Origin of the sequence: Rhodomicrobium lacus (genome assembly GCF_003992725.1) — a bacterium.
Classification (GTDB): domain Bacteria; phylum Pseudomonadota; class Alphaproteobacteria; order Rhizobiales; family Rhodomicrobiaceae; genus Rhodomicrobium; species Rhodomicrobium lacus.
Genome location: NZ_RZNF01000002.1, coordinates 59682 through 83415, shown reverse-complemented (window position 1 = coordinate 83415; position 23734 = coordinate 59682). Strand labels below are relative to the sequence as shown.

Sequence of the window (23734 nt, the reverse complement as noted above, 5' to 3'; positions counted from 1 at the left end):
AGAGGCGCCCGGCTCGAAGCCGCAAGCGGCGCCCCCGTCGATATCGGACCCGATCCGCGAAGGCTTCGTACCGCTCGCGGATCGATCTCGCGCGCCGGCTCAGCCCTGCACCGTCAGGGCCTCGTCGAGGAACGCGTGCAACTCCGCCGTGTGCTTGCTCATCAAACCTGCTGCTGTCGATGCGCAGGCAGGCCGCCCGATATAGCGGGGGCGCCGCGTATCCGCGCCGATGTGATCGAGCACCCACTCGATGTTGCTTTCGACGAATGTCCATGCGCCCTGATTCTTCGGCTCTTCCTGACACCAGACGATTTCGGCGTTCGGGAAGCGCGACAGTTCCTGAATGAGCGCACGCGCCGGGAACGGGTAGAGCTGCTCCAGACGCATCAGGTAGATATCGTTGGTGCCACGGCTCTCGCGTTCCTCGAACAGGTCGTAGTAGACCTTGCCGGTGCAGAGCACGACGCGCTTGATATCCTCGTCGCGGACGAGCTTCACCGTCTCGCTCTTGCCGACCTGCGCGCTGTCCCAGAGCACGCGGTGGAACGTCGTTCCGGGACCGAACTTTTCGAGCGAGGAAACCACGCGCTTGTGCCTGAGCAGCGACTTCGGCGTCATCAGGATCAGCGGCTTCCTGAAGCTGCGATGAAGCTGGCGGCGCAGGATGTGGAAGTAGTTCGCGGGCGTGGTGCAATTGGCAACCTGCCAATTGTCCTCCGCCGAAAGCTGAAGGTAGCGTTCGAGACGCGCGGAGGAGTGTTCGGGCCCCTGGCCTTCATAGCCGTGCGGCAGCAGGAGAACGAGACCCGACATGCGAAGCCATTTGCGCTCGCCGCTCGCGAGAAACTGGTCGATGACCACCTGCGCGCCGTTCGCGAAATCGCCGAACTGCGCTTCCCAGAGCACGAGCGCGTTGGGCTCCGCGAGGCTGTAGCCGTATTCGAAGCCGAGCACCGCCTCTTCCGAGAGCATCGAATTCACGATCTCGATGCGCGACTGCTTGTCGGAGAGGTGATTCAGCGGCGTGAACTGTTCCTCGTTCTCCTGATCGGTGAGCACGGCATGTCGCTGGGAGAAGGTGCCGCGTTCCACGTCCTGACCCGAGAGGCGCACGGGATAGCCCTCATCGAGGAGCGTGCCGAAGGCGAGCGCCTCCGCCATCGACCAGTCGATGCCCTTGCCGTCCTCGATCATCTTGCGGCGGTTGGCGAGGAAGCGTTCGATCGTCTTGTGCGCGGTGAAGCCCTTCGGCACCTCGGTGAGCTTCTCGCCGATGCGGCGCAGCGTGTCGAGATCGACGCCGGTATTGCCGCGACGCGGGCCTTCCTCGGGAAGCGTGATCGACGACCAGCGGCCATCGAGCCAGTCGGCCTTGTTCGGGCGGTAGCTTTCAGACGCGATGAATTCCTGTTCGAGCTTGTCCCAGAAGGTGGACTTCAGCTTCTCGGCCTCTTCCTCCTTGACGAGGTTTTCATCGGCGAGCCGCTTCGAGTAGATCGCCACCACGCTCGGCTGCTGGCGGATCTTCTTGTACATGAGCGGCTGCGTGAAGGACGGCTCGTCGCCCTCGTTATGGCCATGCCGCCGGTAGCAGATCATATCGATCACGACCGGCTTGTGGAAGCGCTGGCGGAACTCGGTCGCGACGCGCGCGCAATAGACCACGGCCTCGGGGTCGTCGCCGTTCACGTGGAAGATCGGCGCCTCGATCATGCGCGCGATGTCCGACGGATAGGGCGAAGAGCGCGAGAAGCGCGGCGCCGTGGTGAAGCCGATCTGATTGTTGACGATGAAATGGATCGAGCCGCCGGTGCGGTGCCCTTTAAGCCCCGACAGGCCGAAGCACTCCGCGACGACCCCCTGCCCCGCGAAAGCGGCGTCGCCATGCAGCAGCAGCGGCAAGACCTCGGTGCGGGACTTGTCGCCGAGCTGATCCTGCTTCGCGCGCACCTTGCCGAGCACGACCGGGTCCACGATTTCGAGATGCGACGGATTCGCGGTGAGCGACAGGTGCACCGAATTGCCATCGAATTCGCGGTCGCTGGACACGCCAAGGTGATACTTCACGTCGCCCGAGCCTTCGACGTCCTCCGGATTTGCGGAGCCGCCCTTGAACTCGTGGAACAGCGCGCGGAAAGGCTTGCCCATCACATTGGTCAGCACGTTGAGGCGCCCGCGATGCGGCATGCCGATCACGATTTCCTTCACGCCGAGCTGGCCGCCGCGCTTGATGATCTGTTCGAGCGCGGGGATCGCCGCTTCGCCGCCTTCGAGGCCGAAACGCTTCGTGCCGGTATATTTCTTGTCGAGGAAGCGCTCGAAACCCTCGGCGTGAACGAGCTTCGTCAGGATCGCGCGCTTGCCGAGCGCTGTAAACTCGACTTCCTTGTCGGGGCCTTCGATGCGCTCCTGAATCCAGAGCTTCTGCTCCGGCGACGAGATGTGCATGAACTCGAAACCGATCGTCCCGCTATAGGTCCGCTTCAGGATCTCGATGATCTGGCGCAGGCTCGCGGTTTCGAGGCCGAGCACGTTGTCGATGTAAATCTGGTGATCGAGGTCGGCTTCGGTGAAGCCGTAGGTCTTCGGATCGAGTTCGGGGTGCGAGCCGGGAGGAGAGATGTGCAGCGGGTCGAGATTGCCGATGAGATGGCCGTTGACGCGATAGGCCCTGATGAGCATGAGCGCGCGCACGCTTTCGCGCGTGGCCCGGAACGCTTCCTCGCGGGTGATCTCGACGCCGTGCTGCTGAGCCTTCGCCTGAATGCGGCGATTTATCGGAAGCCCCTCTTCCGGTCCCCAGTCGGCGGCAAGAGCGTTCAGCAGGTCGCCGTCTTCGTCGCTGTGCCCGTTCTTCGGCTTCCACGAGGGCCCGAGAGCTTCGGCGTCCACCGTGTCGCGGCGTTCTTTCAGATCGGTGAAAAAGGCGCGCCAGTCTGCGGTAACCGCGCCGGGGTTCTCCTGAAAGCGCTCGTAGAGGTCTTCGATGTAGGCCGCGTTAGCACCGTGCAGAAACGATGTCCTCGCGAACGCTTCGTTGAGGTTTTCCCGTCTCACTTCGATCACCAATTACCCAAAAGGCATTTAGAGCGGACATAGAGCAAATTTCGCGCGCACTTGCGCAAAATTTGCTCTCACATTCTGGTTACCGAATAGGCGGCATACCCCAAAACGAGGAGCCATGCGCGCCATCGGTGAATGGCTGTCCGCCCCACCTTTCGGCGGATCAGCCTTTGAGAACCTCGACGAGCGTGCTCCCGAGTGCGGCGGGCGAAGGAGACACGACGATGCCGGCGGACCTCATCGCCTCGATCTTGTCGCCAGCTGAGCCTTTGCCGCCAGCAATAATCGCGCCAGCGTGGCCCATACGACGGCCGGGAGGTGCGGTGACGCCCGCGATGAAGCCTACAATCGGCTTCTTGCGCGAGGATGTCTTGTAGAATTCCGCCGCTTCCTCCTCCGCCGAGCCGCCGATTTCACCGATCATGATGATCGATTGCGTCTCGTCGTCGGCGAGCAGCATTTCGAGCACATCGATATGTTCGGTCCCCTTCACAGGATCGCCGCCGATGCCGATGCAGGTCGTCTGCCCGAGGCCGGCGAGCGTCGTCTGATGGACAGCCTCATAGGTAAGCGTGCCGGAGCGCGAGACAATGCCGACGCTGCCGCGCTTGTGGATATGACCGGGCATGATGCCGATCTTGCACTCGCCGGGCGTGATGACGCCGGGGCAGTTCGGGCCGATGAGGCGCGACTTCGAACCGTCGAGCGCGCGCTTAACCTTGATCATGTCCTCGACCGGGATGCCCTCGGTGATGGTCACGATGAGCGGGATCTCCGCATCGATCGCTTCGAGGATGGCGTCGGCCGCGAACGGAGGCGGCACGTAGATCGCGGTGGCGTTCGCGCCGGTCTTCTGGACGGCGTCGAGCACGGTGTCGAACACGGGCAGGCCCAGATGGGTGGAGCCGCCTTTGCCAGGCGTTACACCGCCCACCATCTGCGTGCCGTATGCGATTGCCTGTTCGGAGTGGAAGGTGCCCTGCGCGCCGGTGAAGCCCTGGCAGATCACCTTTGTGTTTTTGTCGACGAGGATGGCCATAATCTATTCCTTGAAATGGGGCGTCTGGGAGGTGGGGCGCGCCGTTCAGGCGGCCTTCTTCACCTCGGCCACGATCTTTTCGGCGGCGTCCGCGAGGTTGTCGGCCGGGATCACGGCGAGCCCCGAATTGCGAATGATCTCCTTGCCGAGTTCGACGTTCGTGCCTTCGAGACGCACGACGAGCGGCACCTTGAGGCTCATTTCGCGGGCAGCAGCGAGCACGCCTTCCGCGATGATGTCGCAGCGCATGATGCCGCCGAAGATGTTGACGAGGATGCCCTTCACGTTCGGGTCGGACAGGATGATCTTGAAGGCTTCCGTCACCTTTTCCTTGGTCGCGCCGCCGCCGACGTCGAGGAAGTTCGCGGGCTCCGCGCCGTAGAGCTTGATGATGTCCATCGTCGCCATGGCGAGGCCCGCGCCGTTCACGAGGCAGCCGATGCTGCCGTCGAGCTTCACGTAGGACAGGTCGTAGCGGGACGCGAGCACTTCCGCCGGGTCTTCTTCTTCAAGGTCGCGCAGAGCCACGATCTCGGGATGACGGTACAGCGCGTTACTGTCGAAGTTCAGCTTCGCGTCGAGGCAGACGAGGTCGCCCTTCTCGGTCACGATCAGCGGGTTGATTTCGAGCTGGCTCATGTCCTTCTCGACGAAAGCCTTGTAGAGGCTGCCGATCAGCTTCACGCACTGCTTGACCTGATCGCCTTCGAGGCCGAGCGCGAAAGCCACCTTGCGACCGTGGAACTGCGAATAGCCCGACGCCGGATCGATGGAGAAGGTGAGGATCTTCTCGGGCGAGTGGTGAGCCACTTCCTCGATGTCCATGCCGCCCTCGGTCGAGGCGATCACGGCCACGCGGCTCGTCGCGCGATCCACGAGGAAGGAGAGATAGAGTTCGCGCTTGATGGCGGCGCCCTCTTCGATGAGGAGACGCTTCACGACGCGGCCTTCCGGGCCGGTCTGCACGGTCACGAGCGTGCGGCCAAGCATCTCGTCCGCGAAGGTGCGGACGTCGTCGAACGACTTGGCGATGCGAACGCCGCCCTTCTCGCCCGCTTCCGGCTCCTTGAACGAGCCCTTGCCGCGACCGCCCGCATGGATCTGGGCCTTCACGACGCTGATGGGACCGCCGAGTTCCTTCGCAACCGCGAAAGCTTCCTCGGGCGTGAAGGCTGCATGGCCCTTCGGCACCGGCACGCCGTATTCTTTCAGGATGGCTTTCGCCTGATATTCATGAACGTTCATGATGCACTCTCGAATGTGTGGGAGTGGGCTGTCGGCGTGTGCGCCGCAAAAACTTGGCTTACACAGCCGGAAAAAAAAGCCGCCTGCAAGGCGGCTTTCGTCTAGGTCAGGCGGTTTGGGCAAGACCGGGCGCGATGCGCACACAGGCTTCGACGAGGCCCTTCACCGCTTCGACGGAACGGTTGAAATCGAGGCGCTCGTGCGTGTTGAGATCGATTTCGATCACGCGTTCCATGCCCTTCGCGCCGATCACGGTCGGCACGCCGATATAGAGCCCCTTCACGCCATATTCGCCGGTCAGATAGGCGGCGCAGGGAAGCACGCGCTTCTGGTCCTTGAGGTAGGATTCCGCCATCGCAACCGCCGAGGCAGCCGGAGCGTAATAGGCCGAGCCGGTCTTGAGCAGCTTCACGACTTCGGCGCCACCGTCGCGCGTGCGCTGCACAATCTCGTTCAGGCGCTCATGCGTGATCCAGTTCAGCTTGACGAGGTCGGGAAGCGGGATACCCGCGACCGTTGTATAACGCGTCAGCGGAACCATCGTGTCGCCGTGGCCGCCGAGCACGAAGGCCGTCACGTCTTCAACCGAGACGTCGAACTCGCGCGCGAGGAAGTAGCGGAAGCGCGACGAGTCGAGCACGCCCGCCATGCCGACGATCTGGTTTTTCGGGAGACCCGACACGCGCTGCAACGCCCACACCATGGCGTCGAGCGGATTGGTGATACAGATGACGAAGGCGTCAGGGGCATACTTCTTGATGCCCGCGCCAACCTGCTCCATCACCTTCAGATTGATTTCGAGAAGGTCGTCCCGGCTCATGCCGGGCTTGCGCGGCACGCCTGCCGTCACGATCACGACGTCGGCGCCCTTGATGTCGGCGTAGTCGTTGACGCCCTGAAAGCCCGCGTTGAAGCCGTCGACCGGTGCGGATTCGGCGATGTCGAGCGCCTTGCCCTGCGGCAGCCCTTCGGCGATGTCGAACAGCACCACGTCGCCAAGTTCCTTGAGGCCGATCAAATGGGCAAGCGTGCCCCCGATCATGCCTGACCCGATGAGTGCGATTTTGGCCCGTGCCATGCCGTTCTCCTGTCTTTAGTGTGGCTCGCGTGCGTCTCCGCCGCGGGAAAATGCTGCGCTCGCGTTCCGTTACTCGCATTTCACGCTTGCGGCAAGACAAGTGACGGCAAGTTTACCACTCCGCGCGGGTCGCCCGGTAGGACCAATTGAAGCCGCGCACTGCGAAGATCGCAGCGGATTTCACAATTAAATTGCAAAAGAGTTTATTCGATTCCCGAATTCCGCCGAAAATGTCTGCGATTAGCCCCGTATTGAAGGCGAATGCATGCGGAGCCGCCGAACGGACGGTTTCCGAATATGATTATATGTCTTATGCGGCGAGGGTGCCGTGCTCTGGCTCGGCGACGTGGCCCGCGCCATCTCTTTCCTCGCGGGTAGAAACCGCGCAGCACATCGGAGACCGCAAACGAACGCCTTGGAGCGCGCCGAGCCGAGGCACACGCTTCTCCGCAACAGAACCTCGCCGGAGAAGGCAACGGCGAAACAGACGTAGTCGGAGCATAAAAGCGGCGTTCGTTTTGCCGCAAAAGGTTGCAACAGCCGATTTCGTGCTTGTCGGCGGTTCGCGGAAAGCCCATGTAAGGCGCGAAATTTCCGGCGGTCGATCCGCCGCTCATCAAGTGCACATTTTCGGGTGATTCAACGATGGCGATTTCGCTTCTCGGCGGCGGTGCCGCTAAACCGGCGGACAACACGAGCGACATCATCAAGAACACCACCACGGCAACCTTCGTGGCGGACGTGATCGAGGCATCGCGGAAGGTACCCGTGATCGTCGATTTCTGGGCGCCCTGGTGCGGCCCTTGCAAGCAGCTCACACCCATTCTCGAAAAGGTCGTCCGCGCCTCGAAAGGCAAGGTGCGGCTCGTCAAGATGAATATCGACGAGCACCCGGAAGTGGCGGGCCAGCTTCAGATTCAGTCCATCCCCGCGGTCTTCGCATTCTCGCAGGGCCAACCCGTTGACGGCTTCATGGGCGCGTTGCCGGAAAGCCAGGTGAAAGCGTTCGTCGAGCGGCTCATCGGTCCCGACGCCGACGATCTGGCGGGTATCGACGAGGCGCAGCGCTTGTTTGACGAAGGCGACATCGCGGGCGCAGCGCAACTTTACGGAGCCGTGCTCAAGAACGACCGTGAGAACGCGGATGCGATCGGCGGACTGGCGAAATGCTACGTGCGCCTTGGCGACATGGCGCGGGCCGAGCAGGTTCTGGCCATGACCCCGCCCGCAAAGCAGACCGCAGCTGCCTACCTTTCAGCGAAAGCGGCGCTCGAACTTGCGAAGAAGGCCGAGCCTTCCGCCGACACCGCGCCGCTGGAACAGGCGATCGCCGCAAATCCGCGCGACTGGGACGCCCGCTTCAAGCTCGCGCTCGCGCTCGTCGCGAAAGGCAAACGCGAGGAAGCGCTCGACCAGCTCTTCGAGATCGTGCGGAAGGATCGCAGCTGGAACGACGATGCGGCAAGACAACAGCTTGTGGAACTTTTCGAAGCATGGGGGCCTAAGGATCCGTTGACTCAAAGCGGACGCCAGCGCCTGTCGTCGATTCTTTTCGCCTGAGACATGAAGAGGGACGTTCCCGTGGGCATCACCGAACGATACCGGACGCTCTCCGATCTCCCGGCGACTATCCCCGTGTTTCCCTTGCAGGGATGCATCCTGCTGCCGCGCTCCAACCTTCCGCTGAATGTCTTCGAGCCGCGTTATCTGTCGATGGTCGAGGATGCGATCGCGGGGAACCGTCTCATCGGCATCGTCCAGCCTCTGCCCGCCGAGGAAGAATCGCCGCCCGCGAAGGGTTTTCCGCTGCGGGCGACGGGGTGCGTCGGGCGCCTGTCGGCTTTCTCCGAAACCGACGACGGACGCCTTCTCATCACGCTGACCGGCGTCTGCCGTTTCGATATCGTTGGCGAAACGCAGACTTCAAAGCCGTATCGTATCTGCGATGCAAGTTACCGCCCGTATGAAACCGATCTTATTCGCGGATACGGCCAAGACGCCGTCGACTGGCCGAAATTCGTCGACGTGCTCCGGGCTTATCTCGACGCAAGGAAACTCACCGCCGACTGGGAGAGCATCCAGCGGTCGCCGACGGAGCTTCTCATCAACACGCTGTCGATGATAAGCCCTTACGGCCCGGAGGAGAAGCAGGCGCTGCTGGAAGCTGCCGATCTCAAGGCGCGCGCAGAGGTGCTGATGGCTCTGGCGGAGATGGAAATTGCCGCACCCGGGTCCGGCACCGGAACCAGTCTGCACTGAAACGCCCCACACCATGCACATCGCGGACAAAACGATCTGCCAGTTTTCAACGCTTTCAAGCGATGCAGGGGCGCGTTAAATACGAGCGACTGGAAATTTGCTCGCAAAATTGCGTAACTTGTGTCCAAGAGCTATTCTAATCCCGCCTCGGGCTTCGCCCGACCGAACTGACTGAAAGGTTAACGATGGACGTCGCGCCAAAAGAAGAACTCGATCCCGTTCTCCTCGAAATCCTTGTGTGCCCGATCACCAAAGAGCCGCTCGTTTACGACCGGAATGCGGGCGAACTCCTGAGTCAGTCCGCCGGGCTCGCCTACCCGGTTCGCAAGGGGATTCCGGTGATGCTCCCGGAAGAGGCCCGCAAGCTCCCGGCCTGACACAAGCCTGCAAGGCGCACGACAAGCGGTCGCACATCGCCGATGGCGCCCGCTCGACTATACCTGCGGCGATTTTGGCTGAAACAGCCCCTCGTGAAACTCGCCGCTTGTTCAACGCTCCAAGCGTTTCAGTAGAAGGTTTCCGCGCTCCGAGCCGATTTCGCAGACTTTCAGCATCCATGGCGAGCGCGCCGTCGCGCGCTGGTCATCCTGCGGTCTCGAACCTCCCGCTCATGCCCGAAGCCCCTCCGCACACTGCCCAAGCCCGACACATACCACGCTGATGTCACAGATTTGCGACGTCGCGGGCATCGTTTGGATTCAGGCCGAAGACACACCCGCCAACGCCGCCCCGGATTTGGGAGTCCGACCGCCCTCGACCGTCGCCCGCAATCCGCCGAGCGCCGGCGACGCCTCCAGCGAGAGTCCCCAGCCATAGGCATCGAGCACGTCCTGCACGATGGCCAGCCCCAATCCGGCGCCGCGCTCGCGCTCGTCCAGGCGGACGCCCCGCTCCATCACCCGACCGCACACCTCCGGCGCGATCCCTGCGCCATCGTCCTCGACCGTGATCCGAAGGCGCCCGCCGCCCTCGTCCGCCGCCGCCGAAACGAGAACGCGCGCGGTCGCATGCCGCGCCGCGTTTTCCAGCAGGTTTCCGAGCACTTCGGCAAGATCGGTTCGATCCATGGGAACCGCGAAATCAAAGGCAACGGTCGTCTCGAAATGGACGCGCGCACCTTCGGGCGTTCGGCCAAGCGTTGCGATCAGAGAGGCCAGAAGCGGTGCCAGCGGCGTGGAGCGGCTCGAGCTGCGACCGCCGACGCCACGGACCCGCGCCCGCGCCAGTTCGCGATCCACGTGACGGCCCATCGCGGCGACAACGCCCTCTATATCATCCGCGATCTGGCTCTCGCCCTGCTCTCGCAAGCGGCGCGCATCGGCCGAAAGCGCGGCGAGCGGCGTCTTGAGGCCATGCGCAAGGTCCGCCGCGCGCCCGCGCGAGCGCTCGATCTCACGTTCCTGACTGTCGAGCAGTGCATTCATTTCCTCGACAAGCGGCTGCACCTCGGAAGGCACTGCCATAGGCAGGGTCATGACGCGGCCCGCGCGAATGTCGGCGACGCCCCGGCGCAGCCGGTCGAGCGGTCGAAGCCCGAGACTCACCTGAAGGATGGTCGCCCCCGTCAGGACTGCGCCGAGGATCGCAAGCGCGACGGCGAGGTCGCGCGTGAAGGCCGCCGCCGCCTTCGAGACGCCGGCAAGGCTCGCCGCAACGGCAACCCGCACCATCATCTTGCGCTCACCCAAGGTCAGGACGACGCTTCGCTCCGCGGCGAGCACCTCGGCGCTTCCCGGCCCCTGCAGGATATGCCGATGTTCCTCGCCCGGCGCGATGGCGTCGGCGGCGATGGGCAGCGTCGCATCCCACAGCGAGCGCGACCGCAAGAGTTGCCCGCGATCGTCGCCGACCTGCCAGTAGAGCCCCGACAGTGGCACCTCGAAGCGGGGATCGCCCGGCTTTCGCGTAAGGACAAGCGTACCGTCCGGGTTCACGTCGAGCGCGGCGAGGATCTGGCTCAGATGAAGGTTGAGATCGTCGGCGATGGTGCGCGCGACATGGCGCTTGAAGAGATGGACGAGCCCGCCGCCCGCAACGGTCAGGGCGAGGAGAATGGCCGCCATCCCGCCTATGATCAGTCGCAGCCGAAGCGACGACCCCGTCATGGCGACGGTTCTTCGACAATGTAGCCGAAGCCGCGCCGAGTCCCGATCAGGGGCACACCGAGCTTGCGCCTCACCCGCCCGACCAGAACCTCAAGGGCGTTCGAATCGTGGTCCTCGTCGTGGCCGTAGACGGCCTCCTCAAGCTCATGCTGCGGCACGACGCGGCCGCGATGCAGCACGAGAAAGGCTATGACGCGATATTCCAGCGCCGAGAGCGCCACGGGCACGCCCCGCACGCTCACGCGCATCTGGCGGTCGTCGATCGTCACATCGCCGACGGCGACGAGCGAGGACGCCGCCCCAGCCGACCGGCGAATGATCGCGCGCAGCCGGGAGAGAAGCTCTTCCATGTGGAACGGCTTCGGAAGATAGTCGTCCGCGCCCGCGTCGATGCCGTCGACACGCTCCGCCCAGCTTCCGCGGGCTGTGAGAATGAGCACCGGCATGCGCCGGTCGGCGGCACGCCAGCGCTTCAGCACGGAAAGCCCGTCCATGCGCGGCAGGCCGAGATCGAGAATGACGGCGGCGTAATCTTCCGTATCGCCGCGAAACCAGGCGTCTTCGCCCTCCTCCGCCCTTTCCACGACATAACCGCTCGCCTGAAGCGCGCGCCCCACATCGTCGGCGATGCGCCGGTCGTCCTCGACAAGAAGCACGCGCATCTATTTTTCCTTGATCCTTGCGATTTCGGCGGTCTTCGCATCGACATAGACCTCGAAGATCCGGCCCGACTTGTCCACGGTGCGAAGTTCATAATACCACACGCCGTGCTTGCGCTCGATTTCGATGCCGACAACCTCGCCCGGCAGCCTGTCCTTTACCGCGCCCAGGATGTCGGCCAGTTGCAGGATGTCCTTCTTTTCGACGGCTTCCAGCGCCGCGTCGTGGTCATCGTCGGAATGGGCGAGCGTCGACGCGGGCGCGCCGAACGCGATCAGCGTAGCGAAGATGATCCTCAGCGGCACACGCATCGAAAGCCTTCCTTTTGCGCCAACTATCTCATCGCATCGCTGACAGGTTGCTGACATCGCTCAACAGGCTGCCGTCATGGCCTCTCTGCCATGGATTGATCATCGGCCGGGCAATGGTGCCCCGAGCCAATCCAATCCCGGAGACTTCAGATGCGGAAACTTCCCCTTGTTCTGTCAGCCCTTGCCGTCTGCGCGGCAGCGACCGCTGCAAACGCGAGCGATCCGTCCCGACCCTGCACGAGCGCGCCCGAGGCTCAATGGCTCAAGATCGCCGATCTTCAAGCGAAGGTCGAAGAGCAAGGCTACAAGGTTCGCAAGGCCAAGCTGAAAAAGGCATGTGGCGAACTTTACGCCGTCGACAAGACCGGTGAGCGCATCGAGTTGTTCGTCGATCCGACAAACGCGAAGATCGTCGAGACCAAGAGGGACGACGACTGATGACCATCGCCCAACAGGCGATCGAATCCGGCGGCGCGACGCCGCCGGCAACGGTCAAGGTGTGGGATCCGTTCGTGCGGGTCTTCCACTGGTCGCTCGTCGGCCTGTTCATCGCGGCCTTCGCGACGGGCGACGAGGTCGAGCGCGTGCATGTCGTGGTCGGCTATACCATCGCGGCGCTCGTCGGTTTGCGCATCGTGTGGGGCTTCATCGGGACGAAACATGCCCGCTTCACCGATTTCGTGAAATCCCCGGCGACGGTCGTCGCCTATCTCAAGGACGCATTGTCCTTCAAGGGCCGCCGCTATCTCGGCCATAACCCTGCGGGAGGCATCATGATCCTGCTGCTCATCGCGGCGCTCGTGGGCACCTGCACCACGGGTTACATGATGACGACGAAAACGGGCTGGGGCTCGCATGATCTGGAAGAGGTGCACGAAGCCTTTGCCAACGGCATGCTGGTGCTGATCGGTCTCCATATCGTCGGCGTTATCTGGGCGAGCATCGAACATGGCGAGAACCTCGCCCGCGCGATGATTACCGGGCGCAAGAGAAGCGAAATCGGCACCGACGCACCACGGGCGTAGAGCGTCGGATCAGCCCTGCTTGAATCGGCATCGATTTGACGCAACCAAAGCCGATCGACACCATAAATCTGCAGCGTCGTATGGCATGACGCTGCAGCATCCTTCGGGATATTCTGTATATTGCTGTTTGCCGCTCAGGTCGCCTTGCGCATGAGCGCCTCGGCTCGAACGCTTCTACCGCAGGGCGGTCGCAACCTGCATCCGCTGGCGGATAGTGCGCAGGCGTGACTTCAGCGAAAGCACGTGACGCCAGGCGTCCTCGACCCGCGCGCGCGACAGCCGCCCCGTAACCACCGCCGCTTCCACCGCCTCGTAAACGGTCTCGTCGAGATCTTGCGGGACGTCGGGCGTGGCCCGCACAAGCACGAGATCAGCGCCCGCGGCCAGTGCGGACACGACCGCTTCACCGTGGCGCAACGGCGCGCCCCCCGTGCCGAGGTCGAGATCGGCGATAATTGCTCCGCCGAACGCCATGTGGCGCCGAATTCTGCTCTCGCCTGGTCGGAGCGATTGATACAGGCTTGCGACCGCGACCGGCAACGCTCCCTCAGCAGCCTTCATGCGCAGGATCGCGGCATCGGCCGTATCGACCTTCGCGACGGCTTGCAGCATGGCGGTGCTCGCGCGCTCGCGCCGCCACGCTGCCGTCGCGCGGCCTGCGCCGAACGGCTCGGCGCGAAGCGCAGTCAGAACCGCGCGGTCATGGTGGCCGCGCGTGAATGTGGCCGCGAACGCCCTGGCGCGCGGCTCCGTCGCGGCAAAGCACGGAGCCGAGAAATCGGCCCGCTTGTCGCCGCACGCCCCTAGCGCCGGACCGAAGTTGAGACTGATGCCGAGCGAAGACATTTCCCCCGCCATCTCCCGATAAAGCGCGCGCGCTTCGCCAAGGTTTCGGCCCTGTCCGACATTCCTGGCAGAAGGATAGAAGGTAAACCCCTTCTCCTCGGCGAGCGCGGATTCGGGACCGCCTTCCTGATCCACGGCGATAAGGGCGGGCTCCGCTGCGGTGTCGCCCAGATGACGAAGCAACTCCCCGAGCTGGGCCGAGGATGAAATGTTGCTCGTGGCGACCACGACGCCCGCAAGACGCCCGGCCGCCAAAGCCGCACGAACGCGGCTGACGTCCGGATCGGTCGCGCGCCGCCCGGAAAAGCCGGAAAGCAGCAGTTGACCGGTCATCGCGCGCAAAGAGGCGGGTGCATTCGGCAGAGAGGCTTTCGCGGCATCGCCTTTCTGCGCGTCGGCTTTTGGGACGCTGGCCTTCACCACGTCGGTTTTCGGCAGCCCGTTGACGATCCGCGAAGTCTGCATCCCCACCGGCTTCGCCGCTGGCGGAACCCCTGCGTTTTCGTTCGCGGCACGCGGGGCGCTTGCGGCTGGGACGTTCGGCGCGGTCGGCGTGCGGGGCGGCGCCGCAGCCTTCGAGGACGAAGCCGGAGCCGCCGTTTGCGGCTTCGGCTGGGGCGCGAGCGCAGGTTTTACCGACGGGGAAGCGGGCGGCTTCACCGGCGATGCGAGCGGCGGCTGTTCGACCGCCACACACGCGCCGCCACTATATTGCAGCGCGCGGGCGCGGCATTCGGCGGGAGTGGCGCGAGGACCAGGTGGCGACGCCGTGCCGGAGAACGCGTCATCGAAATCGTTGACAAATATGACGACGGCGGAAGAAGACACCACCGGCAAAGGAGCGGGCGTGGCGATCGCCGCCCCCGAAAAACCGAAAACTCCAAGCGCGACGAGTCTTGATCGCACCGCTGCCCCCAACGCACGCACCCAAATCAGCCGGTTGCAAGATATTGCATGGCTGGGTTGCGTTCCAGCACGCGGGACGCGAGATGCATGCTTCTTTCGCCGCAGATGCATTTGGGTTTCGCTTCGACAGAAAAGATGAGGGAGGCGGCAATCCCTGCATTGCCTTTCTGCGCGGATCATCTTGTTGCGGGCTGACTTGCTTGCCGGACGCCCATCGGCCCGAGGCGAAATGCGGCGCCCCGAGACACGCTGTCTCACCGGCTTTTTCATGATCGCGCGCCATGAGACGGACACCATCGCAATGGCAATGACCTCCTGGAACGTGGACGGGAAACGCTTCGGGTCATTGCGCAGCAGGGGTTGTGGTGGACGAGCCACAAGGCGGGGGAAAACTCGATAATACCCCCGGTATCGGCTCGGCTCGCCTTGCGTTTTGCACGTTTGGCATTTGTTATCGGCGTTAAAGACGGGGTAGGGGTAATGGCGCTCAATTCACAACGCAGCGCGGGCGTGCCCAAACAGTGATGGGCAATCCGCATATGGATCAAGAGACGCTGCAAGCGCTGATCAAAGTCTACAAGACTCGCGCAAGCGGTGACCTCCTCTCGATCATCATCGACGAAGCCGAGGGGCAGGATGGGCAAGCGGCAGTTCTCGAACTGCTCCGCACGCTTCCACAAGACACGCTGACAGGCGTGTCTTTTGCCGCAGCGAGACGCAAGGCCTGCCGTTTCAGCCTCAATGCCGAGGATTTCGACCTCGCGGAAATGCTTGCCCGCTCATCGGAAGATCCCGAGGAACAGGCGCTCAGGGCGCGCGCATTGTTCGCGCTCAACCGCGAGCAGGAGGCGCAGACGCTGTACCGGCAAGCCGTTCAGCAGGACGCAACCATACGCAACCGCGATCTGGAGCGTCTTCTCGGCATTCGTCCCGGCACCCCGATCATCGCCACACCCGCCAAGGTGATCTCGCTGAACACCTACACCCTGCGCCGGGATGCGAAGACCGAACAGGAGCGCCGCGACGTTTTCTCTGACGTCTTCCTCGACGATTTCGACGATGTCGCCTTTACGTTCGGCGACGTCGCCGGCCTCGACGATGTCAAGATGGAAGTGCGTCGCCGCATCGTGCTGCCTTATCTGAAGCCGAGCATTTTCGAGCGCTACAAGCAGAAAGCCGGGGGCAACATCCTGCTTTACGGCCCTCCCGGCTGCGGCAAGACGCTGGTCGCACGCGCCACCGCGGGCGAAAGCGACGCGCGCTTCCTGTCCGTGAACCCGGAAGACCTGATCGACAAATATCCGGGAGAGGCGGAAAAGCGGCTTCGCGTGATGTTTGACGAGGCGCGTTCCGACACGCCTGCCATTCTGTTTTTCGACGAGTTCGACGTCGTCGCTCAGCGTGCGAAGTCACCGCGTGAAAGCGTGAATGCCCTCATCTCTGCCTTCGCCTCGGAAATCGACGGGACTCAGCGCAACAATAGTGGCGTTTTGGTCATCGTCGCGTCGAATGCGCCGTGGCTTCTCGACCGCGCGCTTTTCCGCTCGATGAGGCTGCAGAGCCTGTTTTTCGTCCCGCCCCCGGATTACGAGGGCAGAAGAAAGATCCTCTCAACGGCTATCGCGGGCATCCCTGGAGCCGAGGCGGTCGCCACAGACCGTATCGCGAGAAAGACCGATGGATTTTCGGGAGCGGACCTGCGCGCTCTGGCCGACCACGTCAGTAACGCCTCGTTAACAAAGGCGTTATCGGGGTCGGGCGAGGGTGCGCTGACGACCGCTGCCTTCGAAGACGCCTTGAGGCACTTTGCGCCGTCGACCCTTTCCTGGTTGTCTCACGCGCGCGATGAGTTGAAGCCGCTTCAACGCCATGACGTTTTCTCGCGGCTCTTCGCGCCCCTCGCCAGAATTTGATTTAAAGGTTTTACGACACGGTTCCGAGATGGTTACCGTTTAGTCGCTCCTGTTGCCCAAACAGCACGGGATGAGACGCCCCTGCCCCGTTTAGGCCATAAACAGGAACCACATTGTTCTAAGTCGAAAGTGAAAGCAATTCGGCTGGTTTCTGTAGAAGAGGCTTAGAGTTTGTCGAAGTTGCCGTCAGTTAGGCGTATGCGGTGCTTCCCTCCCGATAAATAACTGACTTTCCGGAGCACCGGTTACTGCCGGTGAAGGATGGTTGCCGTGACCGCTCGCACATTACACGCCATGACCGCCCCAAACCCTCGCGTCTTCTCATCCGCGTCTGCGGCACGTGCTGGCCGGGGCTGCGCGATATCGTGGGGAAAAGGGCTCTGCCGTCAATATGCCGGGACTTTGCCTCAAAACGACTACAACTTACGAGTATCAAGACTACACGCTCAGCGTGTCGAGCGGGTACTGCATCAGCTTGTCGGGCGCCCGCTGGCGTCGGTTGAAATCATTTGCCATGAAGATCTCTAAAGTAATGCGCGCGCTGAGGGTCTTGTCCATTCCGTTGCTGTTTTGCGGCGTAGCCATCGCCATGGTCGCCTTGCAGACCGGCATGCAGCCAAAGCGCGCCGCCGTGAAATCTGTGCCGGCATCGGCTTCTTTCGCGCCGTTCCAGGCTGCGCAAGCCGCCCCCGCGCTTCATGAGACAAAATATGGCGATCTCGCCGCAGCCGCTGACAGGGGCGATCTCGCCGCGCGGCTCGAACTCGGCAGACGCTTCGCCAGCGGTAATGGTGTCAAGAAAAGCGAAGGCCGCGCCGCCGATTACTTTCAGGGCATCATTGCCGAATTCGGCGAAACGGGCTCGCGGGACGTCCGCGCCCCCTTGATCGCCTCGGCCTTCCTGCAGATGGCCCGGCTATACAAGCAGGGCATAGGCGAAGCCGACATGGATCCCGATCCGGCATACGCCTTCAGCCTTGTCCACCATGCCGCGAGCTATCTCGCCGATCCTGCCGCCCAGTTTGAACTGGCAAGGCTTCTCATGGAAGGAGAAGGCGTAACGAAGAACACCCGCGCGGCCGCTCAATGGCTTCTTTCGGCCAGCCGCAAGGGCTATGCCCCCGCTCAGGCAATGCTCGGGGAAATCCTTTGGACCGGTCGCGACGGCGTGAAGCGCGTCCCCGGCGATGGACTGGGCTTGCTGGCGATCGCGCACCGCAACGCCTCGAACGAAGACAAGGCATGGGTCGGACCGATCTTCGAGAAAGCTCGGGCAGAAGCTGCGCCGAGTGAAATTCTGGAAGCGAACGCCTTCATCGTGCAGGAGGCGAGCGCCGCCCGCTTCCCCATGTCGAGCGATATCCTGATCAATGGCGGGATACGGAACGAGGCTTCCGCCGCGACGGTGCCTGTCGCCCCCTCGGCCATCGCGCCGCTCACGCAGGGATCGCTCGCCGCACCTTTGGTCGGCACGCCGATCATGGGAACGTCCAAGGCCCTGACCGAGCTTGACGCCACGCCGATGTCCGCGACCGAGGCAATCACCCCTCACTTTGGTGTGGACTCGAAGGAAGGCGGCTCCGCCGGCATCATCGAAATGTATCGCGCTCGTATGACCGACGCACGAAGCGACCTCTCATCCAATACGAAGTTTGCGGGCGTCGACGAATAAACGCGCCCGGCGCGCGACTCGTTTGAGATCGCGGGCTGCTCCCTGCTCACCTAAAGCGTCTTGCTGCTAATCAGACCAATGGTGAGTCCCGGTTGTCGATCAGCTTCTCAAACCGAGTCCGCCGATCCGGATCTCTGGCGGCCTTTCGATTTCCGCGCGCCGCCGCTTTCGATGCGCTGAGGATTATCGAGATAGCCGGCCCACGGATCGCTCTTCAACGAATCGAGCCGCCTGCCCACGGTCTCGACGGTAAATCTTCGCGGCGCAAGAGCGGGCGTGAGTTCTTCCCAACGGAGGGGCGTTGCAACAGGCGCTCCCTCTCGCGCTCGCGTTGAATAGGGCGCAATGGCCGTCGAGCCGCGACCATTGCGGAGATAATCGACATAGATTTTTCCGTCGCGCGCCTTCTTCGCCATCGTCGAGACGAAGCGTTGAGGTGAGTCGCTCTCCATCGCCTGAGCGATGCCTTGGGCGAAAGCCTTCACCTCGCTCCAGCCGAGATCGGGCACCAGCGGCGACACCACATGCAGCCCCTTGCCGCCCGTCGTCTTGACGTAGGACTCGATGCGGAGATCGGCGAGTCGCTGCCGAACCTCGCGGGCGCCATCCATCACGGCGCCGAAGTCGACGCCATCGCCCGGATCGAGATCGAAAATCAGCGTGTCGGGGCGCTCAAGGTCATCGATCCGCGCGCCCCAGGGATGAATCTCCAGCACGTTCGCCTGCACGAGGTTGATAAGGCCGCGCAAGTCGTGGATGACGAGTGCCTCCGTGTCGCCGTCCTTGTCGGCAATCGGCACTACCTCGACGGCGTCGGAGAGACCCGCGAAGGATCGCTTCTGATAGAAGCAGTCGCCCCCCTGCCCGTTCGGGCAGCGGACGAGCGCCAGCGGGCGACCTGTAATGAACGGCATCATAAACCCGGCGACGTCCGCGTAATATTCGGCAAGGCCGAGTTTCGTCAGCCCCTGCCCCTCCCACAGCACGCGGTCTGGATGGGTCAGGCGAATCCCCTCGAAATCGACGTTGCCGCCCTTGGCGGGTACGGCTCGGGATGTCGACGGGGCGTTTCGGCGCGAACCTGGGCGCGGGCGCCCGGCATCGGGGTCTGTCTGCGAGCGCGGCATTTCGAAAAGAACCTCCGTTGCGGACTTGTCTTCTCGCAACCCCTTGAATGCGGCGTGACGCAGATGACGATCGCCGGTCCAGCCGCGAAACTCGACCTCGGCGACGAGCTTCGGCTCGACATAAATGAGCCCGCGCTTTTCCTCCGACGACAACGCATTGGCGAAGGGCGAGGTTGCACGCCGCAAGGGCTGAAGCTGCTTGAAAAGCGCCTTTGCCGTGCCTTGCGTGAAACCGGTTCCGGCGCGCCCCACATGCAAGAGTTTGCCATCGTCGTAAGCGCCGAGCGCCAGGCTGCCGATGGCGCCGCGCATCGCCGTCGACGGCGCATAACCGCCAACGACGAATTCCTGCAGGTTCGTGCATTTCGTCTTGAGCCATGCCCCGTGCCGGCCGGAGCTATAGGGCGCGTCGATTCGTTTCGATACAATGCCTTCGAGGCCGAGGCGGCAGGCGTTTTCGACCATGGCGGCGCCGTGACCCACGACATGATCCGAATAGCGAAGCGCCCGCGCTTCGGCCGCTTCGATGAGCGGCGCGAGCACGTCTTTGCGCGCTTCAAGGCTCGCGCCCCTCAGGTCGTATCCGTCGAGATAGAGAAGGTCGAAGGCATAGAAGACGATTTCGGCGGTGCTTTTGCGCGTGGACAAAGCCTCCTGCAGCGCAGAGAAATTCGACACGCCCGCCTGGTCCTCGACTACGGCCTCGCCGTCGACGATGGCCGCTGCGACGGGGAAGACGGCGAACGCGGCGGCGATGGCGGGGAAACGCTCGGTCCAGTCGAGGCCGCTTCGCGTCATCAGGCGAACGCGTCCGTTTTCGACCAGCGCCATCAGTCGGTAGCCGTCGAACTTGATTTCGTGCAGCCAGTCGTCGCCGTCGGGGGCCCGCTCGCAAAGCTTGGCGAGGCATGGCGCGACGAAGCCGGGGAACGGCGCTTTTTTCACGCCCGCGATGCCGTTTGCTGCGCGTGTCGCGGCCTCGGCCTTTTCTTTCGCATCAGCCGGTTTGCGTGAACCCGCACGCGTCGATTCGGAGCGTTCGGCGCGGATGGCTCCCACCGCACCGGTTGCATCGGCCATCGTGCGGGTTTGCTTGCGTTTCGGCGGCGCTTCCGCTTCCTCCGCGCCGTCGGCGGGCGATAGATCGCCTTTCACAAGCCCGGCCTTGCCGGACCAGACCGCCTCGCCGTCGCGCGCGATTTCATCCATGCTGCGCCCGGTCGCCACCGAATCGGGCGCGTCTTCGAGGATGTCGCCGTCGGCTTCGGCGTGCGCATAGTCGTCGTCGGACTTGAACAGCAGCCACTGCTGGTCCTTCTCGCCCGGCCTCGGCTTGATGTGGATGAGATGCCAGCGGCCTCCGAGCTTTTCGCCATGCAGCGTAAAGGCAAGATGGCCCTTGGCGTAACCTTTTTCGGGATCGCCTTCCGGCTCCCATGTGCCGCGATCCCATATCATCACCGTCCCCGCGCCATACTCGCCCGGCGGGATGATGCCCTCGAAATCGCCGTAGTCGAGCGGGTGATCCTCGACATGCACCGCGAGCCGCTTTTCGGACGGATCGAGGCTCGGCCCCTTCGTCACCGCCCAGCTCTTGTAAACGCCGTCGAGTTCAAGGCGTAGGTCGTAATGCAGCCTCCGGGCCGCGTGCTTCTGGATGACGAAGCGCAGAGCCGGGATCTTCGCCGCTCGCCTGGTGCCGGATGGCTCCGGCGTTTTCGTGAAGTCGCGCTTTTGGCGGTAGCGCGTAAGGTCGCCCTTCGCGGAGACAACGGGCGCGCTCCGCTTCGATTTCGCCGGTGCTGAAGCGGGGGCTCTCTGCATCAGTGTATGCCCGCCCTCTTGCGTTCAGGTTTGGAACGCGGCGGCGGGGGAACGGCGGCGGCCTTCGCCTTGGCGGCTCGCGGCTTGCGCTCCGGTTCGGCCCGCGCTTCGGCACCGGCGCGCGGTGCGGCCTTCGCTGCGGATTTCTTCGCCTTCGGTTCCTCTTTGGAAGCGGGCCCAGCCGTAATTTTCGTTCCCTTTTCGGCGGCGACCGATTTTCTGAGAGCTTCCATCAGATTGATGACGTTCGTCGGCTGCGCGGGCCGGGCGGCCTCGACAGGACGGCCCGCCTGCTTGGCCTTGATCATCTCGGCGAGCGCGTTCTCGTAGCGGTCGTCGAAGGCGGCGATGTCGAAATGTCCGCGCTTCGTGCCAATGATGTGCTTTGCCAGATCCAGCATTTCGCCGGGGATCTTGATCTCGGGGATGTCCTCGAAATAGGCTTCGTCGCCGCGCACCTCGTAATTGTAATGCAGCGACGTCGCGAGAATGCCCGCATCTCTCGGCTCCAGCATGAAAAGCCGCTCGCGCCGGTTGATGACCGCGCGGCCGAGCCCAGCCACGCCCTCCGCCGCCATGGCGTCGCGGATCACGGCGAAAGCTTCCTCCGCCACCTTGTCGTTCGGCGCGAGATAATACGGGCTGTCGAGATAAACGAGATCGATTTCAGACTTCGGCACGAAACGCTCGATCTCGATGGTGTGCGAGCTTTCGATTTCCACCGCGTCGAGGTCGTCGTCCTCGATGAAGAGGTAATCGTTCTTGGCGACCTGGTAGCCGCGCACGCGGTCCTCACGCTCAACCGGCTCGTTCGTGTCCGAGTCGACCATGAGTTGCTTGAGCCTGTTGCCGGTCGCGCGGTTCAGCCAGTTGAACGAAATCCGTTCCGAACCCGAAGTCGCCGGATAGAGCGCGACAGAACAAGAGACGAGCGAAAGCTTGAGATAGCCTTTCCAGTAAGGGCGCGGGGCCATACGCGGAACTCCAAAGGCTTGCCGTGAGTATTCGATGCCGGGTGGCACGTTTCACGGTGAATCAAAACGCCGCTGACCTTCAAGAAGTTCCGTTTCAGCTCGCGTTCAAGGCGTAAGTTTCAAGAACAAAAGAAGATCATAAAGCACTGCTTCGCTTTGAATTCTGCGCTAAGGTGATGACACATAAGAAGCCCGTGCACAGATGAAGCCCAAAGCGGACTCGCGTGTTGTTCGCGGGTGAAACGAACGCCAAGGAGAATGCGATGACGCTGCCCATCGATCCGATTGCGGGGAAAGTCATTCTGTTGACCGGCGCCAACAGGGGCATCGGCCTCGCCACGGCGAAGGAACTTGTGGCGAGAGGCGCGAAGGTCGTCGCGGGGGTGCGCGAACCGTCGAGAATGCCCGCGCTCAAGGATGTGTTGGTTTTTCCGCTCGATGTGGCGAACGCCGAAAGCAGCCGCACTTTCGTGGACAGCGCTGAGCAGCGCGAGGGACGGATCGACGGCCTCATCAACAACGCCGCAATTTTGCTGAACCCGAGATCGCCCGTGCTCGACATGACGGAGAGCGACCTGCTGAGCACGCTCGAAGTGGATCTCGGCGGCCCGATCCGCATGACGCAACTCGTCGTCCCGCGCATGCTGGCGAAGGGTTATGGGCGCGTCGTGAACGTGTCGTCGGGCCTTGGCGCGATCACGGACATGGCGGGGGGCTACGCAGCCTATCGCATGGCGAAGCTCGCCCTGAACGGCTTCACCAAAATCCTGGCCGCCGATCTCGGCCCGAACAGTCCCGTCAAGGTGAACAGCCTTTGCCCCGGCTGGGTGCGCACCGACATGGGCGGCGCAGAAGCGAACCGAGATCCGGCGGAGCCTGCGCGGGAAATCGCCGATCTCGTGGCGATCTCGGCGGACGGGCCGACGGGCGGCTTCTTCCGGCGCGGCGAACCCGCCGACTGGTAAGCGCGGGGGAGTGAAACTACCCGAACGCTCCGCATGCAACCGCCGGTCCGGTGACGGCGGGCGGCTCCGTTTCGCGCGCGCTCGCTCTGTCGGCGACGCGGGCATACCAGTCGAGAAGATGCGGCGATGACTCCAGCATGGCCCCGCTTTCGGGCTTCAACCGCATGAACCACATCACCGGAAAAAGCATCATGTCGGAGAGGTTGAACGTGTCGCCCGAAAGATAGCGACTCACTGCCAGCCGCTCGTCGAGCACCGCGAAGCATTTGCGCATCTTCGGAAGCAGCGCGTCAATCGTGGCAGCGGCGGGCTTGCCGTCGGGCGCGGCGAGATAGGCGCTGATATATTGGCGGGCGAGAACGGGATCGATGGTGGTCAATACGAGCGCGATCCATTGCTCGGTGATCGCCGCCCCGCGAGCATCGCGCGGCACGAGCGGCGGCCCGTCGAATGCGCCGTCGATATAGGTGCAGATCGCGCGGCTCTCGAACAGCACGAGGTCGCCATGGCGTGCGCAAGGCACGAGGCTGAAAGGGTGGATCGCGGCGACGAGTGGATCGGTCGGGCGCACGATGGTCTGCGTGTAGGGGACGCCCTTTTCACGGGCCGCCATGCAGACGGTGCGGACGAAATTGCCCCACGGCGCGCCAATGATTTCAAAGTCTGCCTTGTCGTTGGTCGCCATGTCGGTGCGTCTCTTCATTCTGGTTTTGATGAGCAAC

Annotated in this window: 20 protein-coding genes; 8 read left to right on the top strand and 12 right to left on the bottom strand. The window is 63.2% G+C overall.

Features of this window, described 5'->3' with window-relative positions; translation table 11 throughout:
• Positions 1 to 99: 99 nt before the first annotated feature.
• The 4 genes from EK416_RS01090 to mdh form a co-directional block, all read right to left on the bottom strand.
• Complete coding sequence (locus tag EK416_RS01090; RefSeq protein WP_127075466.1) at positions 100 to 3057, bottom strand: 2-oxoglutarate dehydrogenase E1 component; 2958 nt, start codon at positions 3055 to 3057, stop codon at positions 100 to 102.
• 169 nt (positions 3058 to 3226) lie between these two features.
• Complete coding sequence (gene sucD, locus EK416_RS01085) at positions 3227 to 4102, bottom strand: succinate--CoA ligase subunit alpha (RefSeq protein WP_127075464.1); 876 nt, start codon at positions 4100 to 4102, stop codon at positions 3227 to 3229.
• Positions 4103 to 4147: 45 nt separating this feature from the next.
• Positions 4148 to 5347, bottom strand: a complete 1200-nt coding sequence (gene sucC / locus EK416_RS01080; RefSeq protein ID WP_127075462.1) for an ADP-forming succinate--CoA ligase subunit beta — start codon at positions 5345 to 5347, stop codon at positions 4148 to 4150.
• Positions 5348 to 5453: 106 nt separating this feature from the next.
• On the bottom strand, positions 5454 to 6425 hold the full coding sequence (gene mdh, locus EK416_RS01075; RefSeq protein WP_127075460.1) for a malate dehydrogenase: 972 nt from the start codon (positions 6423 to 6425) through the stop codon (positions 5454 to 5456).
• A gap of 645 nt (positions 6426 to 7070) precedes the next feature.
• Between mdh and trxA the strand changes: the two genes are divergently transcribed.
• From trxA to EK416_RS01060, 3 genes are all read left to right on the top strand, one after another.
• Positions 7071 to 7985 (top strand): thioredoxin, encoded by a 915-nt coding sequence (gene trxA, locus EK416_RS01070; RefSeq protein WP_127075458.1) that lies wholly within the window; start codon positions 7071 to 7073, stop codon positions 7983 to 7985.
• A 3-nt stretch (positions 7986 to 7988) separates the two neighbouring features.
• Positions 7989 to 8684 (top strand): LON peptidase substrate-binding domain-containing protein, encoded by a 696-nt coding sequence (locus EK416_RS01065; RefSeq protein WP_127075456.1) that lies wholly within the window; start codon positions 7989 to 7991, stop codon positions 8682 to 8684.
• Between the two features lie 185 nt (positions 8685 to 8869).
• Positions 8870 to 9061 (top strand): Trm112 family protein, encoded by a 192-nt coding sequence (locus EK416_RS01060; protein WP_127075454.1) that lies wholly within the window; start codon positions 8870 to 8872, stop codon positions 9059 to 9061.
• A gap of 321 nt (positions 9062 to 9382) precedes the next feature.
• On the opposite strand, the gene EK416_RS01055 is transcribed toward EK416_RS01060, so the two are convergent.
• From EK416_RS01055 to EK416_RS01045, 3 genes are read right to left on the bottom strand one after another with little or no spacing between them, the layout of a single operon-like run.
• Positions 9383 to 10789: a sensor histidine kinase gene (locus tag EK416_RS01055; protein ID WP_127075452.1), complete on the bottom strand. Its 1407-nt coding sequence runs from the start codon at positions 10787 to 10789 to the stop codon at positions 9383 to 9385.
• Positions 10786 to 11451: a response regulator transcription factor gene (locus tag EK416_RS01050; RefSeq protein ID WP_127075450.1), complete on the bottom strand. Its 666-nt coding sequence runs from the start codon at positions 11449 to 11451 to the stop codon at positions 10786 to 10788. The genes EK416_RS01055 and EK416_RS01050 overlap by 4 nt, the downstream gene beginning before the upstream one ends.
• A complete protein-coding gene (locus EK416_RS01045) occupies positions 11452 to 11760 on the bottom strand; it encodes a PepSY domain-containing protein (RefSeq protein WP_127075448.1) in 309 nt (102 codons plus the stop codon).
• 150 nt (positions 11761 to 11910) lie between these two features.
• Here EK416_RS01045 and EK416_RS01040 point away from each other — a divergent pair, with 150 nt between their 5' ends.
• Complete coding sequence (locus tag EK416_RS01040) at positions 11911 to 12198, top strand: PepSY domain-containing protein (RefSeq protein ID WP_127075446.1); 288 nt, start codon at positions 11911 to 11913, stop codon at positions 12196 to 12198.
• Entirely contained in the window at positions 12198 to 12785 is a 588-nt protein-coding gene (locus EK416_RS01035; protein ID WP_127075444.1) for a cytochrome b/b6 domain-containing protein, read from the top strand. Before EK416_RS01040 ends, EK416_RS01035 begins: the two co-directional genes overlap by 1 nt.
• Positions 12786 to 12959: 174 nt before the next feature.
• Here the strand turns inward: EK416_RS01035 and EK416_RS01030 are convergent, their stop codons facing one another.
• Positions 12960 to 14537, bottom strand: coding sequence for a glycoside hydrolase family 3 N-terminal domain-containing protein (locus EK416_RS01030; RefSeq protein WP_164729799.1), 1578 nt, complete (start codon positions 14535 to 14537; stop codon positions 12960 to 12962).
• 539 nt (positions 14538 to 15076) lie between these two features.
• On the opposite strand from EK416_RS01030, the gene EK416_RS01025 reads away from it, so the two are divergent.
• Positions 15077 to 16450, top strand: a complete 1374-nt coding sequence (locus tag EK416_RS01025) for an ATP-binding protein (RefSeq protein WP_164729798.1) — start codon at positions 15077 to 15079, stop codon at positions 16448 to 16450.
• A 438-nt stretch (positions 16451 to 16888) separates the two neighbouring features.
• Here EK416_RS01025 and EK416_RS17615 read toward each other — a convergent pair whose 3' ends face one another.
• Positions 16889 to 17041 (bottom strand): hypothetical protein, encoded by a 153-nt coding sequence (locus tag EK416_RS17615; protein WP_164729797.1) that lies wholly within the window; start codon positions 17039 to 17041, stop codon positions 16889 to 16891.
• Here EK416_RS17615 and EK416_RS01020 point away from each other — a divergent pair.
• Positions 17040 to 18122 carry a tetratricopeptide repeat protein gene (locus EK416_RS01020; protein WP_164729796.1) on the top strand — a complete coding sequence of 361 codons (1083 nt, stop codon included), beginning with the start codon at positions 17040 to 17042 and terminating at the stop codon, positions 18120 to 18122. The genes EK416_RS17615 and EK416_RS01020 overlap by 2 nt on opposite strands.
• Positions 18123 to 18229: 107 nt before the next feature.
• On the opposite strand, the gene ligD is transcribed toward EK416_RS01020, so the two are convergent.
• The gene (gene ligD, locus EK416_RS01015) at positions 18230 to 21073 is read right to left on the bottom strand and encodes a DNA ligase D (RefSeq protein ID WP_127075437.1); all 2844 of its coding nucleotides are present in this window, start codon (positions 21071 to 21073) and stop codon (positions 18230 to 18232) included.
• Entirely contained in the window at positions 21073 to 22047 is a 975-nt protein-coding gene (gene ku, locus EK416_RS01010) for a non-homologous end joining protein Ku (protein ID WP_127075435.1), read from the bottom strand. The genes ligD and ku overlap by 1 nt, the downstream gene beginning before the upstream one ends.
• 263 nt (positions 22048 to 22310) lie before the next feature.
• Between ku and EK416_RS01005 the strand changes: the two genes are divergently transcribed.
• Positions 22311 to 23012, top strand: a complete 702-nt coding sequence (locus EK416_RS01005) for an SDR family NAD(P)-dependent oxidoreductase (RefSeq protein WP_127075433.1) — start codon at positions 22311 to 22313, stop codon at positions 23010 to 23012.
• A gap of 16 nt (positions 23013 to 23028) precedes the next feature.
• Here EK416_RS01005 and EK416_RS01000 read toward each other — a convergent pair whose 3' ends face one another.
• Entirely contained in the window at positions 23029 to 23715 is a 687-nt protein-coding gene (locus EK416_RS01000) for a glutathione S-transferase family protein (protein ID WP_127075431.1), read from the bottom strand.
• Between the last annotated feature and the right edge of the window lie 19 nt (positions 23716 to 23734).